19 protein-coding genes and 2 pseudogenes are annotated in these 15,420 nt (G+C 72.9%); 7 read left to right on the top strand and 14 right to left on the bottom strand.

What is annotated here, in order from left to right; translation table 11 throughout:
- The first annotated feature begins 58 nt into the window (after positions 1–58).
- The 4 genes and pseudogenes from ABD946_RS27690 (at position 59) to ABD946_RS27675 (ending at position 3,250) form a co-directional block, all read left to right on the top strand.
- On the top strand, positions 59–916 hold the full coding sequence (locus ABD946_RS27690; protein WP_345288070.1) for an alpha/beta hydrolase: 858 nt from the start codon (positions 59–61) through the stop codon (positions 914–916).
- A gap of 489 nt (positions 917–1,405) precedes the next feature.
- Positions 1,406–2,309: pseudogene (locus tag ABD946_RS27685) on the top strand (SDR family oxidoreductase).
- A gap of 190 nt (positions 2,310–2,499) precedes the next feature.
- Complete coding sequence (locus tag ABD946_RS27680) at positions 2,500–2,865, top strand: hypothetical protein (protein WP_345288068.1); 366 nt, start codon at positions 2,500–2,502, stop codon at positions 2,863–2,865.
- 100 nt (positions 2,866–2,965) lie between these two features.
- Positions 2,966–3,250, top strand: a complete 285-nt coding sequence (locus ABD946_RS27675; protein WP_345288066.1) for an acylphosphatase — start codon at positions 2,966–2,968, stop codon at positions 3,248–3,250.
- On the opposite strand, the gene ABD946_RS27670 is transcribed toward ABD946_RS27675, so the two are convergent.
- The 4 genes from ABD946_RS27670 to ABD946_RS27655 form a co-directional block, all read right to left on the bottom strand.
- A complete protein-coding gene (locus tag ABD946_RS27670) occupies positions 3,237–4,718 on the bottom strand; it encodes an amino acid permease (RefSeq protein ID WP_345288065.1) in 1,482 nt (493 codons plus the stop codon). The genes ABD946_RS27675 and ABD946_RS27670 overlap by 14 nt on opposite strands.
- Before the next feature lie 227 nt (positions 4,719–4,945).
- Positions 4,946–5,587, bottom strand: a complete 642-nt coding sequence (locus ABD946_RS27665) for a hypothetical protein (RefSeq protein ID WP_345288063.1) — start codon at positions 5,585–5,587, stop codon at positions 4,946–4,948.
- Positions 5,588–5,692: 105 nt separating this feature from the next.
- Positions 5,693–6,325: a hypothetical protein gene (locus tag ABD946_RS27660; RefSeq protein WP_345288061.1), complete on the bottom strand. Its 633-nt coding sequence runs from the start codon at positions 6,323–6,325 to the stop codon at positions 5,693–5,695.
- Positions 6,326–6,395: 70 nt separating this feature from the next.
- Positions 6,396–6,668 (bottom strand): hypothetical protein, encoded by a 273-nt coding sequence (locus ABD946_RS27655; protein WP_345288060.1) that lies wholly within the window; start codon positions 6,666–6,668, stop codon positions 6,396–6,398.
- A gap of 443 nt (positions 6,669–7,111) precedes the next feature.
- On the opposite strand from ABD946_RS27655, the gene ABD946_RS27650 reads away from it, so the two are divergent.
- Positions 7,112–7,261, top strand: a complete 150-nt coding sequence (locus tag ABD946_RS27650) for a hypothetical protein (protein ID WP_345288058.1) — start codon at positions 7,112–7,114, stop codon at positions 7,259–7,261.
- 58 nt (positions 7,262–7,319) lie between these two features.
- On the opposite strand, the gene ABD946_RS27645 is transcribed toward ABD946_RS27650, so the two are convergent.
- The gene (locus ABD946_RS27645) at positions 7,320–8,279 is read right to left on the bottom strand and encodes a serine/threonine dehydratase (protein WP_345288056.1); all 960 of its coding nucleotides are present in this window, start codon (positions 8,277–8,279) and stop codon (positions 7,320–7,322) included.
- Positions 8,280–8,427: 148 nt separating this feature from the next.
- Between ABD946_RS27645 and ABD946_RS27640 the strand changes: the two genes are divergently transcribed.
- Positions 8,428–9,390: an SMP-30/gluconolactonase/LRE family protein gene (locus tag ABD946_RS27640; RefSeq protein WP_345288054.1), complete on the top strand. Its 963-nt coding sequence runs from the start codon at positions 8,428–8,430 to the stop codon at positions 9,388–9,390.
- Between the two features lie 22 nt (positions 9,391–9,412).
- On the opposite strand, the gene ABD946_RS27635 is transcribed toward ABD946_RS27640, so the two are convergent.
- The 4 genes and pseudogenes from ABD946_RS27635 to ABD946_RS27620 form a co-directional block, all read right to left on the bottom strand.
- Complete coding sequence (locus ABD946_RS27635; RefSeq protein WP_345288052.1) at positions 9,413–10,456, bottom strand: WD40 repeat domain-containing protein; 1,044 nt, start codon at positions 10,454–10,456, stop codon at positions 9,413–9,415.
- A 39-nt stretch (positions 10,457–10,495) separates the two neighbouring features.
- Positions 10,496–11,224 carry a pyridoxine/pyridoxamine 5'-phosphate oxidase gene (locus tag ABD946_RS27630; RefSeq protein ID WP_345288050.1) on the bottom strand — a complete coding sequence of 243 codons (729 nt, stop codon included), beginning with the start codon at positions 11,222–11,224 and terminating at the stop codon, positions 10,496–10,498.
- Positions 11,225–11,310: 86 nt separating this feature from the next.
- Positions 11,311–11,544: pseudogene (locus ABD946_RS27625) on the bottom strand (VOC family protein); the annotation flags it as partial.
- A gap of 308 nt (positions 11,545–11,852) precedes the next feature.
- A complete protein-coding gene (locus ABD946_RS27620) occupies positions 11,853–12,305 on the bottom strand; it encodes a hypothetical protein (protein WP_345288048.1) in 453 nt (150 codons plus the stop codon).
- 12 nt (positions 12,306–12,317) lie between these two features.
- Between ABD946_RS27620 and ABD946_RS27615 the strand changes: the two genes are divergently transcribed.
- The gene (locus ABD946_RS27615) at positions 12,318–12,470 is read left to right on the top strand and encodes a hypothetical protein (protein WP_345288046.1); all 153 of its coding nucleotides are present in this window, start codon (positions 12,318–12,320) and stop codon (positions 12,468–12,470) included.
- Between the two features lie 85 nt (positions 12,471–12,555).
- Here the strand turns inward: ABD946_RS27615 and ABD946_RS27610 are convergent, their stop codons facing one another.
- From ABD946_RS27610 to ABD946_RS27590, 5 genes are all read right to left on the bottom strand, one after another.
- Entirely contained in the window at positions 12,556–12,999 is a 444-nt protein-coding gene (locus tag ABD946_RS27610; protein WP_345288044.1) for a LamG domain-containing protein, read from the bottom strand.
- A gap of 15 nt (positions 13,000–13,014) precedes the next feature.
- Positions 13,015–13,209, bottom strand: a complete 195-nt coding sequence (locus tag ABD946_RS27605; RefSeq protein WP_345288042.1) for a hypothetical protein — start codon at positions 13,207–13,209, stop codon at positions 13,015–13,017.
- Between the two features lie 98 nt (positions 13,210–13,307).
- Entirely contained in the window at positions 13,308–13,916 is a 609-nt protein-coding gene (locus tag ABD946_RS27600) for a Fic family protein (RefSeq protein ID WP_345288040.1), read from the bottom strand.
- Positions 13,903–14,625, bottom strand: coding sequence for a hypothetical protein (locus ABD946_RS27595; RefSeq protein ID WP_345288038.1), 723 nt, complete (start codon positions 14,623–14,625; stop codon positions 13,903–13,905). The genes ABD946_RS27600 and ABD946_RS27595 overlap by 14 nt, the downstream gene beginning before the upstream one ends.
- Positions 14,626–14,887: 262 nt before the next feature.
- Positions 14,888–15,403: a hypothetical protein gene (locus tag ABD946_RS27590; RefSeq protein ID WP_345288036.1), complete on the bottom strand. Its 516-nt coding sequence runs from the start codon at positions 15,401–15,403 to the stop codon at positions 14,888–14,890.
- Positions 15,404–15,420 lie beyond the last annotated feature (17 nt).

Raw genomic sequence — 15,420 nt, 5'->3', positions numbered from 1 at the left:
CGAGCTCGGGTGCTGACCGGGTACCGGGCCCGTCCCGCCCGACCGTAGCCTCCTCGTCATGACCACCGGATCGCACAACTCCCTTCCCCCGCAGCACCATTCCCGCACCCGCGCCCGCGCCCGCCGGGCCCTCGCGGCCGCCGCCGCGGTCCTGCTCGCGGTCGGCCTCGCCGCCCCGGCGGCCGCAGCCGCCACCCCGGCCCCCGTCCCGGGCTCGCCGACCTCGCCGACCGAGCGCACCAACAGCCGGGGCGAGCTGCTCGCCGTCACCCCGCTCGCCCGCCTGACCCCCGCCCAGGTCGCCGCCTACGCGCGGGACTTCGGGGTGGACACCGCCACCGTCCGCCACGGCGTCGCCGCCTACCGGCTCACCTACCGCACCGTCACCCCGCAGGGCGCTCCCACCACCGCCACCGGCCTGTTCGCGCTGCCCGAGGGTGGCCCGCACCGGCTGGCCGTGGTCTCCGACACCCACGGCACCATGGTGAACCGCGACGACGCGCCCTCCACCGCCGGGGACTTCGGCAAGCTCACCCCGTACCTGCACGCCTCGGCGGGCCGGGCCGTGGCGGCGCCCGACTACCTCGGGCTCGGCCTCGGCCCGGGCCTCCACCCCTACATGGACACCCGCTCCGCCGTCTCCGCCTCGCTCGACCTGCTGCGCGCCTCCCGCGAGGCGGGCCGCCGCCTCGGCCGGCCGCTCACCGGGGACGTGTACGCGACCGGCTTCTCGCAGGGCGGCCAGGTGGCGATGGCGCTGGGCCGCGAGCTCTCCCGGGCGCCGACCGCCACCTGCGGCTGCGCGGGCTGGCCCCGGTGGCCGGGCCGCACGACGTCCGGGGCGCGGAGCTCCCCGCGATCCTGGACGGCCGGGTGGATGAGCGCTCCGCCGTCTTCTACCTCTCCTACTACCTGACGGCGGCCAACCGCCTGCACCCGGTCTACCGGGATCCGGCCGAGGCCTTCCGGGCACCGTACGCCGGGGTGGTGGAGGGGCTGTTCGACACCCGGCACACCGAGGAGCAGGTGGTGACCGCCCTCCCGGGCACGGTCCGCGAGCTGCTCACCGACTCCTTCCTGCGCCAGCTGGACCGGCCCGGCCCCGGGCTGTCGGCCGCGCTGGAGGCCACCGACGGCGGCTGCGACTGGCGGCCCGCGGCACCGGTGCGGCTCTACGCCCTCCACCGGGGACCGCGACGTACCGATCGCCAACTCCCGTTCCTGTGCCGCCGCGCTGGCCGCCCACGGGGTGCGGGCCCCGGTCCTCGACCAGGGCCAGGACGCGGGCCACTTCGCGACCCTGCGGGCGGCCGCGCCGCAGATCGTCCGGTGGTTCGACGGACTCGACCGGTAGCGTTCCGGGCGGACCGGACCGCGGAGCGAAGGAGTGGACGTGGCAACGGAACTGACGGGACGGGTGGCCTTGGTGGCGGGAGCCACCCGGGGCGCCGGGCGGGGCATCGCGGTGCAGCTGGGAGCGGCGGGGGCCACCGTCTACTGCACCGGCCGCTCCACCCGGGGCCGCCGCTCGGAGTACGACCGGCCGGAGACGGTGGAGGAGACCGCCGAGCTGGTGGACGCGGCCGGCGGGCGCGGCATCCCGGTGGTGACGGACCACCTGGTGCCCGAACAGGTCGAGGCGCTGGTGCGGCGGATCGACGCCGAGCAGGGGCGGCTGGACGTGCTGGTGAACGACATCTGGGGCGCCGAGCACCTCTTCGAGTGGGACACCCCGGTCTGGGAGCACGACCTGACGAACGGTCTGCGCCTGCTGCGCCTGGCGGTGGAGACGCACGCCGTGACCAGCCACCACGCGCTGCCGCTGCTGCTGCGCCACCCCGGCGGACTGGTGGTGGAGATGACCGACGGCACGGCCGAGTACAACCGGGAGAAACTACCGGATCAACCTCTTCTACGACCTCGCCAAGACCTCGGTGCTGCGGATGGCCTTCGCCCTCGGCCACGAGCTCGGGCCGCGCGGCGCCACGGCGGTGGCGCTCACCCCGGGCTGGATGCGCTCCGAGATCATGCTGGAGACCTTCGGCGTCACCGAGGCCACCTGGCGCGAGGCCCTGGAGAAGGTCCCGCACTTCGCCATCTCGGAGACCCCGTCCTACGTCGGCCGCGCGGTGGCCGCCCTGGCCGCCGACCCGCAGCGGGAGCGGTGGAACGGGCAGTCGCTCTCCAGCGGGCAGCTCGCCCGCGAGTACGGCTTCACCGACCTGGACGGCAGCCGCCCGGACGCCTGGCGCTACATGGTCGAGGTCCAGGACCCGGGCCGTCCCGCCGACACCACCGGCTACCGCTGAGCAGGCCGCTGAGCGGACCGCTCCGTTCGACGCGGGGTGCGTGACCTGCGGAATCCGGCTCTCCGTCAAGCAGCGGGCTTCCGGTCGTCCGTGGACGAATTCAAGCCCGGGGCAGGCTCCGGCGACCCGCCCCGCGTCGGGTCACGACATAGTCATGGACAGGTCAACACACCACCAACCGGAGGACCCCATGACCAGGACCCACACCCTCGTCTCCGCCCTCGGCGCCGGCGCGCTCTCGCTCGCCGCGCTGCTGCTCCCGGCCGCCGGAGCACAGGCCACCACCCTCGCGGCGGACTCCTGCACCCAGAACTGGAGCATCAGCTCGGGCGAGGGCTACGCCAACGGCAAGTGGTGCAACTACAACACCAAGGTGACCGGCACCGTGCACGACACCAAGGCCGACGGCCGCTGTCCGTTCGTCCGCGGCGTCCTCTCCAACGGCGGCGTCGTGGACGGTGACTGGGCCACCGGCAAGGGCACCTCGCGCGGCTTCACCCTCGACGCGCCCTCGGGCTACTTCACCTCGGTGCAGATGAAGTACATCACCTGCTGACGAGCCGGCCCACCCCTCGCGACGGCGGGCGCCACCCTCTCCCGGGGCGGCGCCCGCCGTCCTTCCGGCCCGGCGCCCGGGGCTCGGCTACCGTGGGTCCATGACCGACGACCGCACCCGGCTGACCGCCCTCGTCCACGGATTCGTCCAGGGCGTCGGCTTCCGATGGTCCGTCAGGGAGCGGGCGGAGGCGATCGGCGGGCTGACCGGCTACGCCCGCAACCTCGCCGACGGGGGCGTGGAGGTGCTGGCCGACGGCGGCCGCGCGGAGTGCGCGCGCCTGCTGGAGTGGCTGCGCGGGGGTGACACGCCGGGCCGGGTGGAGTCGGTGGCCGAGCGCTGGAGCTCCCCGACCACCGACCACCCGGGCTTCACGATCCGCTGAGCACCTTCGGGTCGGTCCGGTCCGCGCGCTCGGCGCGCTCGGCGCGCTTGCGCCATCCGTGCCACACGCCCAGCGCCACCACGAAGGCCGCCACCGCGAGCGACAGCGAGACCACCTCGCGGTTCTCCTCGTCCGTGAACATGTAGCCGATCACGAAGACGATCATGGCGATGGCCGCCCAGGTCAGGTACGGGAAGAGCCACATCTTCACCGTCAGCCCCTCCGGCCGCTCGCGCAGCAGGATGCCGCGCATCCGCAGCTGGGTGCAGCAGATCACCAGCCAGACGAAGAGCGCGATCGCCCCGGAGGAGTTCAGCAGGAAGCTGAACACGGTGTCCTTGAAGGCGTAGTTGAAGTACACCGCGACGAAGCCGAAGACCACCGAGCCGAGGATCGCCGCCACCGGCACGCCGCGGCGGTTGGCCCGGGCGAAGGCGGCGGGCGCGTCGCCGCGCTCGCCGAGCGAGAAGGCCATCCGGGAGGCCGTGTAGAGGCCGGAGTTGAGGCAGGACAGCACGGAGGTGAGGATCACCACCTCCATGATGGTGCCCGCCTGCGGGATACCGATCGAGTCCAGCGCGGCCACGTAGGAGCCCTTGGCGGTGATCGCCGGGTCGTTCCACGGCAGCAGGGTGAGCACCACCAGGATCGAGCCCAGGTAGAAGACGGCGATCCGCCAGATCACCGAGTTGGTGGCCCGGGTGACGGCCCGTCGGGGGTCGGCCGACTCGCCGGCCGCCAGCGTGACGATCTCGCTGCCCATGAAGGAGAAGACCACCATCAGCACACCGGTGAGCACCGCCCCGGCCCCGTGCGGGAAGAAGCCGCCGGTGTCGGTCAGGTGGGCGAGGCCCGCGCCCGGGTTGTCCGAGCCCGGCAGCAGCCCGAAGACCGCGAGCAGGCCGATCACCACGAAGACGCCGATCGCCACCACCTTGATGCCGGCGAACCAGAACTCGAACTCGCCGTACGAGGCGACCGAACCCAGGTTGGTGACGGTCAGCACCGCCATCACGATCAGCGCCCAGGCCCACTGCGGCACGGCCGGGACCCAGCCCTCCAGGATCACCGCCCCGGCCGTGGCCTCCACGGCGAGCACCACGACCCAGAAGAACCAGTACAGCCACCCGATCGAGAACCCGGCCCAGCGGCCCAGCGCCCGGTCCGCGTACGCCGAGAACGACCCCGGGTCCGGACTGGCCGCCGCCATCTCGCCGAGCATCCGCATGACCAGCACCACCAGCACGCCGACCAGCAGGTACGACAGCAGGATGGCCGGTCCGGCCTTGGCGATCCCGGCACTCGACCCGACGAACAGGCCGGCGCCGATCACCCCGCCGATCGCGATCATCGACAGGTGACGGTTCTTCAGACCGGCGTGCAGGCCGTCCTGCGGCTGTCCTGGCTCCGCCGGCAAGCGACCGGTGGTGGGGTCACCCTGCTGCGGACGGGTTCTGGTGGAGTCCATGGGCATGTCCTTGCGGTTCGGGCCGCCGGGGTCCGCCCGGGGTCCCCGAGCGCGCCGACGGCGGGGGCCACGGTCACGTGGCATCGGCCACATGCTGCCCCACCGCAGCCCCCCGCAGTGGGATTCCCCGGTCTCTCCGTCAGGTCCCCACCCTCTGACCACGCAGTTCTGAGCCCCCTCTGAGCATCGGCCCCCTCCGGCCCCGTCCGGCGCCCTGACCAGGCCCGCTACAGGTCCGTGATCCAGGAGTGCCCCGGGTGCATGCGGTCCAGCAGCCCGGCCAGGCCCCGCCGCTGCGCCGGGCTCATGTGCGGCACGGTCGCCTCGAAGTCCCACTGGTCCTTGGGGCGCAGGTGCTTGGCCTTGAACAGCAGAACCAGTTCGGGCACCAGGTACGGGATGCCGTCCCCGGTGCGGCGGACGATCTCCTCGTACGGGAACCGGATCCCCTCGTCGCGCCGGCAGATCCAGGTGTCGCCGTCGTGCGGCTCGCGGAACACGTCCACCAGGTAGTCCCCGCTGACCGGATCGCGCACCCACGTCTGGTGCACGGCGGCCAGCACCTCCGGCGCAGCGTCCTCCCAGATCCGGCCGCTGCCCGCCGCATCGAACACGTACCCGGGAAGACGATCGCGGACCTCACCGAAGGCCGCCGCCGGGATCCCGATCTCGATGTCCCCGTGCACCCGCGTCGGCCCACCCCGGAACAGCTCCAACGCCCACCCCGCAGCCACGTACCAGGGCGCACCGACCCCGCCCAACCGCCGCGCGACCTCCCCCGGCGTCCAGCAGGACGACCACCTGGCGTCGAGCGCCTCGATCTCCTCGGCCGACAACTCGATCCCGCCGCTCGGCAGTTGCTCACCCACCACACGAACCTACCAGCGCCCGCACCGATCCCGACCGGCAGTCCACCGCCACCCCTCGAGCTGCGGCAGCGACCGTCACATCCGTTCGCGCGGGACGAAGGCGCGTCAGTCCCCAGCGACTCCTGGGAGCAGAAGACCGTGGCCCGGTACTCCCCGTTGGCCGAGCAGGGTGCCGAGTGCGGAGGCGGGGTCCGGGGCGGTGAGCACCGCGCGGACCTCCGTATCGCTGATCCTGATGGTCGGCAGCCAGCCGTGCTCGGACGGAAGGAGATCCGCCAGCGTGTCCCGGAAAGCACGCTGACGGTGGCGACCTCCGACGCCCGGGAACAGCGGCGGCTTGGCCTTGGCGAACCCGCCGCCGGGCTCACGCCCGGTCAGCGCCCGCGATCGGGCCAGCCACTGTCCGGCGTCGAAGCCCAGCCTCACGCTCGACGGGTAGAGCTCCAAGGCCACGGCACGCGCACCGGTGAAGTGCTGTCTCTCGTCGATCTCCAGGATCTGCTGCCGGCCGCCCTCGTAGGTCAGCACCACGTCCAGGCGCCGCCACTCCCGGCTGGGAGCCAGCTCCGGCAGAACCAGCCCCGTCAGTGCGCCGTAGACGGTCGAGACCGTCTCCCACATCCCGGCACATTCGACGCGGCCGGGCCGGTTCAGCCATGCGGGGCAGTTCTCGGGTGCGATCCGCGCCACCACCACGGCAGGCAGCAGGCCGGTCACGGCGTCCTGCAGTTCCCTCACACCGAGCTCCCCACACGGTCAACTGGGTCGCAGCGAAGGGCGAGCGTTCTCACTGAGCCCTGTGCGCGAGTCACGAGAAGTCGTCCTCCGCACGTGCCCAGACCACCTGCTCGTTGCTCAGTGGCGGGGTGAATCCGTCCGGGAACATCAGCATGCGGTCGTCCGGCCACATGTTCTCGAGCCCGTGCTCCGCGCAGACCAGGGCGACGAGATGTGACGGTCCGCCCTGGCAGGCGTCACCTCGGTAGGGACCGTCGTGCGACTGGCAGACGTATCCGAAGGACGTGCAGTCGTCCTCATCGGTCGGCTCGTAGAACCCGGGGTCGCGGACCACGCTCGTCACCGGTTCCTGCAGGTTGTCCCTGGGGATGGGACCCGGGTCGCACCACAGCAGTCGAGGAGGGAGCACGGGCTCATCATCCCGCCTCGCGACCCTCCCTGGCCACAGTCGCCCGCAGCCTCCTGACGAACGGCCTTCACCCGGTGCCGGGCCCGCACCAGGAGTACTGTCGGGCGTGCGCCACCGCTGACGGACCGTCAGGGACCCTCCGCGGTGGGGCGTACGTGACCTAGGGGAGGCATGGTCTTGGCCGGACCGGACCCGAGGGGGCCGCCGGAGGCGGAGCGCGTGAGGGCGGGCCTTCCTGCCGGCGCGCCGAGGAGGAGCGGCTGCGGAGGCATCCGCAGGGGAGCCGCGTGGGCACCTGGTGCATCCCCCGTCACCGGGCTGCCACCGCACCCCAGTCCCTCTTCCTCGGAAGGCCAGAGATGGAAACTGCCGGATGGGTGACCACCATCGTGGCGGGGATCGCCGGGAGCATCACGGTGCTCGGCTATCTCTTCGACCAGGTCCCGCCCCTGTCGCAGAAGCTCGTGAAAGCGATCCGCTCGGTGCGCGCTCTGCGTGATGAACTGAGGCGTACGACGAACGGATGACCGAAGGCCGCGCCGGTCCCCGACCGGCGCGGCCCTCACGGTCGTGCCCGACGCTCCGTCAGGACCGGTTGTCCCCCGCCAGACCCGCCGGGTCGGTGTTCGCCCCGCAGAGCACGATGCAGACCCGCTCCCCCTCCGCCGCCCGGTACGCGCCGTGCCGCACCGCCGCCAGCGCCGTGGCCGCCGCGTGCTCCACCACCAGCCGGTGCTCCTCCCAGAGCGCCCGCCGCGCCTCGACGATCGCCGCGTCCGGCACCAGCACCGACTCCACCCCGCCGACCCCACCCGCGAGGGCCACCGCGAGCGCGGTCGTCGAGACCCGCCGAGCACCCAGCGAGTCCGCCGCCACCGAGTCCACGTCCACGTCCACCACCCGCCCGGCACCGATCGCCGCGTTCAACGCCCGGCAGTTCTCCGGCTCGACCGCCACCGTCCTGATCCCGTGCTCCGCCGCCGCCGTGGCCACCCCCGCGAACAGGCCGCCGCCGCCCACCGCGACCACCACCGTGTCCACGCCCGGCAGTCCGGCCCGGATCTCGTCCAGCAGCGTCCCGGCCCCGGCAGCGATCAGCGGGTGGTCGTAGGCGTGCGAGGCCAGCGCCCCGCTCTCCCCCGCGTACTCCTGACAGGCCGCCAGCGCCTGCGCGTACTCCCGCCCGACCAGCCGGACGTCCGCCCCGTAGGCCCGCAGCCGCGCGACCTTCACCTCCGGTGCGTTCTCCGGCAGGAAGACGGTGGCGGGGACGCCCTGCTGTCCGGCCGCCCAGGCACAGGCCAGCCCGGCGTTGCCGCCGGAGGCGATGGTGACCCCGGCCTCGGGCAGGGTGCCGGCCTCCCGGTGCGCCCGCAGGAAGTTCTGCGCGCCCCGGGCCTTGAAGCTCCCGGTGTGCTGGAGCTGCTCCAGCGCGAACCACACCCCCTCCCGACCGCCCGGCACCACCCCCACCGGCCGTACCGCTCCGGCGATCCGTTCGCCGGCCACCTTGACGTCCTGGTAGTCGAAACCGGGTCGGGTCACGTCGCTGCTCCTCGTCCGCAGGGGTCCTGTGACCCGTACCGTACGCCGCGACCCCACCCCCCTGACCAGTGGGTTTAGGACAGGGACGAAAGGAGGAGTCCGCAAGGCCCCCACCGCGCCAGTCTGATGGCCGAAGGAGGTCCAACTCATGTCCCTCACCCGCTCGTTGGCCCTGACCGCCACTGTCGGCGCCACCACCCTCGGCCTCGCCCTGGCCCCGCTCGGCCAGGCCGTCGCCGCCCCCTGTCCCCGCCCCACCGCCTACCTCGTCTCCCGCGACCCGGGCGTCCTGCCCGAGGGCATCGCGATCGACCGCGACGGCACCGTGTACGTCTCCTCCTCGGCCACCGGCCGCCTCTACCGCGGCCAGATCGCCGTCCCCTGGCTGCGTCCCTTCGTCGCCCAGGGCGTCGCCGACCGCACCCGCACCCTCGGCGTGCACACCGACCGGCGGGGCCGGGTCTTCTCGGTCGGCGGCGCCACCCTCGCCGTGCACACCCCGGACGGCCGCCTGCTCACCCGCCGCACCGCCCCGGAGGGCCCGCTCGGTGCGCCCGACCTCAACGACCTGGTGATCACGCCGGACGCGGTCTACGTCACCGACTGGGCCAACCCCTCCGTCCTGCGCGCCGCCCTCGACCGCGACGGCCGCCCGGGTCCGCTCCTGCCCTGGCTGGACCTGCGCCCCGCCCTCCCGCAGTTCCCGGCCCGGTACTGGCTGCTCAACGGCATCGTCGCCACCCCCGACGGCGCCACCCTCCTGGTCGCCTCCAACGGCACCGAGGCCGTCTGGCGGATCGACACCGCCACCTCCGCCGTCTCCCGCCTCGACCTCGGCGAGCAGTCCTTCGGCGCCGACGGCATGGTCCTGGCCGGCCGCTCCCTCTACGCCGTCCTCAACTACGGCGCCCCGTCCGGCGTCTACGTCGCCGAGCTCGACCCGGACTTCCGCACCGGCACCGTCACCCACCGGCTCACCGGCGCCCCCTTCGACTCGCCCACCACCCTGGCCCGCCACGACTGCCGCCTCTACGTCGTCAACAGCCAGCTCGACCACGCCCCGGGCAGCCCGCCGTACACCGTCTCCGCCGTCCCCGACCCCCTCTGCTGACGCCCCCTCACCACCGCGCGCGTCAGGACTTGGTTCGGCCCTTGCGCCAGAGGAGGAGGGCCACGCCTGCGGCCACGGCCAGCAGGAGGGCGCCCAGGTGGTTGGGGCCGGTCGGCTGCTCGGTGGCCGTCGGGGCGGGAGCCGGGGCCGGGGTGCCCGCGGGGCCGGTGCCGGGGCTCGGGGTCGGCTGGGGCTTCGGGGCGGCATCGGGCACCGGGACCCGCCACACCTCCGAGTCCTTGCCCTCGCTGCCGAACAGCAGTGCCGCGCCGTCCGCCGTGAAGGTGACCGACTCCCCCTGCCGCTGGAAGGGGACGGAGACGGACTTCTCGGCCCCCAGGGCGCCGTCCTTCCAGTCGTACAGCTTCGCCCAGAAGTACCCGCGCAGGACCACCCGGCGGCCGTCCGGCGAGAACGCGCCGTCCGTCACCCACGGCACGTCGCCGACCGGCCGGAAGACGTTCACCCCGGTGCTCGCCAGGCTCTCGGGCCCCTCGTACAGGTGGCCGCCGCTCTGGTCCTTGCTCGCGATGTAGACCCGCCCCGTGACGGGGTGCACCAGCAGGGCCTCCGCGTCGCGCGGCCCGTCCTCGTACCGCACCCGGTACTTGGTGACCTGGACGGTCTGGTCGCGCAGCTGCTCCGGCTCGGTGAAGCGGTAGAGCCAGACCTCGGGCCACTTCCCGTGGAAGTTGTCCCCGATGTCGGCGAGGTAGAGCTGGTGGTCCGGGCCGAGCGCGACGGCCTCCACGTCCCGCGGCTTGGTCCCGCGCAGGGTGAGGGTCGCCACCGTGCGGCCGGTGGCGGCCTCGACCCCGTAGACGTAGGGGCCGTCGTCGCTGTCGTTGTGGGTCCAGTAGACGCCGGGGTGCCGCTGACTCGCCGTCAGTCCGCTGGACTCGGTGATCCGCTCGTCCCGCAGGGTGAACTCGCGCCGCGACCCCTCGGCCGCCGCGGGCCCGGCGACCGGCCCGAGCACCACCACCAGGGCAGCCACCACCGCCGCGACCGGCCGGCCCACCGCTCGGCCCCGATCCCGCTCCCGCCACCGGCTGTCCACGCTCACCACCCAGCGATCATCGCACGAGCCCCGCCTCCGGAGCGGTCAGGGCCAGAGCAGCGAGCGCCGCCACCCGTCCTGCCCCCGGCAGTACGCCAGCCGCACGTGGCGCCGCCCCGAGTCCCCCTGCCAGAACTCCACCGTGTCCGGCCGCAGCAGATAGCGCGTCAGCCCGGGCACCGGCCCGTCGGGGTCCGCGTTGGCGAGCACCAGCGCCCGCTCCCAGAGCGGTCCGAACTCCTCCGCCGACCGCATGTTCTCGCTCTGCCGCCCGACCAGGGCGGCGGCGTGCGCGGCGGGGCTGACGCTGCGCTCCTCCCGCGGCGCGTCCTGCTGGTCGAGGGCCGTGACCGGCCCGCGCAGCCGCACCTGCCGCCCCATCGGCGGCCAGTACGAGGTCATCGCGGCCCAGGGCGTGGCCGCCAGCTGACGGCCCTTCGGGCTCCGCCGGTCGGCGACGAAGCTCCACGTCCCGGTCTCCGGGTCGATGTCCCGCAGCCCGACCACCCGCGCGTCCGGGCGCCCGTCCGCGTCCACCGTGGACACGGTGACCAACTGGGCGTCCGGGACCTCCTGCGTCATCGCGGCGAGCAGCCATTCGACGTGCAGCTCGGCCGGGTCCTCCGGCGCGGCGGCCGGGTCGAACCCCGGCAGTTCGCGGGCCATCGGCGGCCGGCTCCGCAGCAGCCCGCGCAGCTCCGCGAGCCGCTCCTTCCCACTGTGCTGCCCCGTGCCCTGCCCTGTGCCCTGCCCCTGCACAACACCCTCGCTCATCCCGGCCTCCTGACGCCACGTCCCCCGCTGCCGACGGTCATTCTGCCGTGCCCCGCGCGCCCGGCCGAACCCGACGGACCGTGAGGTCAGAGCACCAGGTCGTCGTGCTCGTCGAAGATCCAGCCGTCCTCGTACAGCACCTCGAAGAGGTGGCCGTCCGCGTCGGTGAAGTAGCCGCTGTGGCCCCAGGCGTTCGCACCGGCCGGGCGGGTGACGGTGGCGCCCAGCTCCTCCGCCTTCGCCATCACCGCGTACACCTCCTCCGCACTGCGGGCCACGTACGCCAGCGCGAAGCCGGCGAAGCCGCCCGGCCCCCGGTCGGGGAGCCGCGCGTCGGCCGCGAAGGCCTCCCGCGACTGGAACGCGACCGCGACCCCCGCCGAGTTCGAAGAGCGCGAACTCGTCCGAGCCGGCCTTGGACCGCTCCCAGCCGAGCCCCTGGTAGAAGGCCACCGAGGCGGCCACGTCCCGCACCCCCAGCAGGATCAGGTTGAGTCGTCGTCGCATGGTCGTCCTCCCTGGTACACCGGTCGGTGCGATTCTGCCGTTCCCCACTGACAACCCCGACCGACAACCCCCACTGACGACCCCCCACCGACCACCCCTGCCGACCGCCACGGCCGCAGGTTCAGTCGAAGACCTCCAGGTGCAGGACCCCGGCCCACTCCTCCGTCACCACCAGCAGCGAGCGCCACCAGATCTGGCCCACCCGGGCGTTCCCGACGTCGCCGCAGCGGCGGACCGGCCCCAGGTGGGCCTCGATCAGGTCGGCGATGCCCTCGGCGAGTTCGCCGGTGCGGCGCAGCTCCTCGGGGGTGCGCAGGCCGGGGTCCCCGTACCGGGCGACGGGCTGCATGAACCCCTTCGACACCGCCCCCAGGAACACCTCCCGCCACTCCTCCGGCCGCTCGAACCACCTCACCGGCCCCACCGCCTCGCCGAGCTGACCGGCCGTCATCCCGCCTGCGGGGAACACGGGGTACAGCTCCACCGACGACACGTGGTTGCAGTCGTCGAGCAGTTCCTCCAGCGGCTCGGCCGCGGCCAGCACCGCCTCGGGAGCGTCGAGCGGGTTCAGCATGGGTGTCCGTCCGTGGATCGACGCCGTGTCCCCGGCACCCTAACCCGGCTCCCCAACCCCGCCGAGCCCGGCCCGGGGCTGGCGCCCCGGGCCGGGCCGGGCTCGATCGTGGACGGGCTGGGCTACGTGCGGGTCCAGCGCTGGGCGTCCGTGCCGTTGCAGTAGTAGAGCTGCAGCTGGGTTCCCGGCACGTTGCTCGAGTTCGGAACGTTGACGCAGAGTCCGGCGGAGCCACCGCCGGGGGTGTGCCTCAGGGTGCCGCCGGTGCCGGGGGTGAACCTCTGCGCTCCGGTGCCGTTGCAGCGACCCACGGCGAAGGCATCCTCGCGGACCCCACCTGACCGCCGTTCACGTAGAAGGCGAGGACCTCGGTGTCCGCGGAGTAGGTCGCGGCGATGTGGGTCCAGGCACCGGGGTAGGCCGACCCTCCGGACGCGCCGACGGAGATCCAGTGCGCGGCGCTCGAGTCCTGACTGGTCGTCATCACGTCCCACGACCGGCTGGCCTCGCGGTAGAACAGGTTCACCGAGGGGACGTTGTCGCCCTGCTGGCAGATGACCGATTGGTCGGTGCCGGTGCTGCCGTTCAGCTTCACCCAGGCGGAGACGGTGTAGCCGGTGTCACTGACGATGCCGGGCGCTGCGGCCTGGAAGGTGTTGCTGTGCCACAGCGGTGTGGTGCCCTGGTAGACCACCAGGTTGCGGTCGTTCTACAGCGCGAGCACGGCACCGGCGTGACCGTGGGTGTTGGTGTGCCAGATCGGATTGCCGCCCTGGTCGTGGATCACGAGGTTGCCGTCCGGCTGCATGAGAGCGGTGGCCCCGTTGTGTCCCCAGGTCTGCGAGGCCCACAGTGCGCGGGCCGAGTTCTTCGCGGCGAGGACCAGGTTGCCGTCGCTCTGCATGGTCAACATCGTGTTCTCCGAGGCGACTTGCCGACCGGAGGCTGGTCCGCTGCCCGACGGCAGCCCGGCGGAAGTTGTCGGTGCTCTCGCCGACCGCTTCAGTGTCGGCGGCGGTTGAGCACACCGATGAGAGTGGCAAGGTCGGCGGCACCGGCCGGGTCATCCGCGTAGCGGGTGGTCTGGAGGGGGCCGACCTCAGGAAGGACGATGTCCTCCCGCGCCAGAACATGGACCAAGGTCAACAGTGCGGCGCGGGCGTTGCCATCGGTGAAGGGGTGGAAGAACGCCACGTCGAGGTAGGCGCGGGCCGCGCGTGCCGCCAGCGGGATGTCCGGGTCGGTCGTCTCGCGCAGGCAGGAATCGAAGTCGGCCTGCGTGTGAGGGGTAAGACCGTAGCGCTCGCGGCCAGCCTTCGCATAGGCGTCGCTCACGCGGAACGGTGCCTCTGCTGCAGCGAGGACTTCGCGTTGCCAACCGGCCAGGAGCGCGAAATTCAGCGGGGTCTGGCGTGCGGCATCTTCTCGGGCCAGGGTGTGTGCGGCGAGCAGACGTTCGGCGCGAATCGGGTCACGTCGGCGCACCGGACCCTCGCACCAGGACTGGAACCCATCGCGGTCGGTCGGGACCCGTTGTAGAGCCGGTGCGTGTTGCCAGTCGACCTCGCGGCGTACGCGCAGCCAGTCCGAAAGGCTGTCAGTAGTGGTCATGGAACTCCTCAAGCGCCGCCCTCTCACGGTGGTCCTGGTACGGGGCGTGGCCGGTGAGGCCGACGGCGAGGTCCTCGCCGACGGATTCGATCAGGGTTCGTTCCGGGTAGACCCAGCTCTTGAACCGGCCGCCGATCGCGCGCTCCACCGCTAGCTCGGCCTCGGCCCGGTCCATGCCGGTGCTGGTGAGGAACCAGCCCAGGACGATCGAGGTCTGGCCGCGCCAGGCGTTGTCCGCGCCCGAGTCCAGCGCGTGGGTCACGAGCCGGACGCAGGCCCGTTCCAGATGCCAGCTGCGATCCTCGGGTGAGGCGTCCGGCGGCGGCGCCAGTTCGGCGAAGCGCTGGGCCGTCCGCTCCAGCCAGGCTCGCCACTCCAGTAGCGCGGCTACGACGCGTGCTGCGGTCTCGTCGGGGGTTGTCACCGAGCTTGACGCGCTGACCCAGTAGCCGATGGGCCCGCCGTCGCGGTAGGACCAGCTCCATCCCCAGGTCCAGGTGCCGTATCGCTCCCGGAGGACCGCGTCCACCTGGCTCTCGCACCAGCGTTCTCCCTGCCACCAGCCAGCCATACCGGAGAGCACGGGTGGCACCCACTCGCGGACCAGCGAGCGGAGGCGTTCCTCCTCGTCCTCGTCCCAGGCGAACGAGTGGCGGGCAGGGTCGAACTGATCCCAGTCCCGGATGCCCTCGTAGGTGACGCGGGGCACACGGTTCTCGGGGAAGGGCAGGGTGTCACGGTTGTACGTCAGGGCTGGCCACTCTTCCTGTCCGATGTGATCGACCCATCAGTCTCGGCTCAATGACCCTGGGACCGCGATCGGTTTTCCGACGGTGTCGGTTCGTCGGTCATGCCGCTGCCGCCTCGTCGTCGTCGCCGAGCACGCTGAAGTCAACGTCCAGGCGGGCGTCGTAGTCGTCGGGGGATACCGAGTTCGTGGGTGGAGTACTCGCACCGGCCGAACGGGTCCCTCAATTTCGGGTCATTGCCGGACGCCGGTCCGAACCGGTTCCACCACTCGATCCAGTACGCGGTGCGGGCCACGATCCCCAGCAGGGTGCGCTCGGGCATCCGCTCCTTGACGGCCTGCCCCAGCACCTGCGCGGTGCGGCGCGGCTTCTCCGCCTGGCGGGCCCCATGAGCTTCGGCGCCCCCGTGTCGGGGTCGACGAACAGCTCGTCGTTGTCCGGGCACTCGCCGTCCGCCGCGGCCGCCGAGGCGGACAGCCGCCCGCGCAGCTGGGCGACCAGGGCAGCGGCCGTCGAAGGCCGCGCCTCGCCCGGGGTGCTCAGGCCCGCCTCGACCAGGTAATCCGGCAGCTTCGCCTCCACCTGCTCCCAGGGCAGCAGCTGCTCGGACCAGTCGGCGCACTCCTCCGAGCCGATCACCGCGACGTTGTGCTTGAGCGCGTTGAACAGCGTCTTGCCGTCCAGGCCAACGACGTCGACCAGGCCCAGCAGCCGCGCCCGCACCCGGGACAGGGCCAAGCCCCGGTGGTAGACAC

Origin of the sequence: Kitasatospora albolonga, from assembly GCF_039535905.1 — a bacterium.
Taxonomy (GTDB): domain Bacteria; phylum Actinomycetota; class Actinomycetes; order Streptomycetales; family Streptomycetaceae; genus Kitasatospora; species Kitasatospora albolonga.
Note: the sequence above shows the minus strand (reverse complement) of the source record. Positions and strands in the feature narration are given on the sequence as shown.

Coding starts and splice junctions, on each gene's coding strand:
- ABD946_RS27690 (WP_345288070.1), top strand. CDS start 59: ATGACCACCGGATCGCACAACTCCCTTCCCCCGCAGCACCATTCCCGC.
- ABD946_RS27680 (WP_345288068.1), top strand. CDS start 2,500: ATGACCAGGACCCACACCCTCGTCTCCGCCCTCGGCGCCGGCGCGCTC.
- ABD946_RS27675 (WP_345288066.1), top strand. CDS start 2,966: ATGACCGACGACCGCACCCGGCTGACCGCCCTCGTCCACGGATTCGTC.
- ABD946_RS27670 (WP_345288065.1), bottom strand. CDS start 4,718: ATGGACTCCACCAGAACCCGTCCGCAGCAGGGTGACCCCACCACCGGT.
- ABD946_RS27640 (WP_345288054.1), top strand. CDS start 8,428: ATGTCCCTCACCCGCTCGTTGGCCCTGACCGCCACTGTCGGCGCCACC.
- ABD946_RS27630 (WP_345288050.1), bottom strand. CDS start 11,224: ATGAGCGAGGGTGTTGTGCAGGGGCAGGGCACAGGGCAGGGCACGGGG.
- ABD946_RS27620 (WP_345288048.1), bottom strand. CDS start 12,305: ATGCTGAACCCGCTCGACGCTCCCGAGGCGGTGCTGGCCGCGGCCGAG.
- ABD946_RS27605 (WP_345288042.1), bottom strand. CDS start 13,209: ATGCAGAGCGACGGCAACCTGGTCCTCGCCGCGAAGAACTCGGCCCGC.
- ABD946_RS27600 (WP_345288040.1), bottom strand. CDS start 13,916: ATGACCACTACTGACAGCCTTTCGGACTGGCTGCGCGTACGCCGCGAG.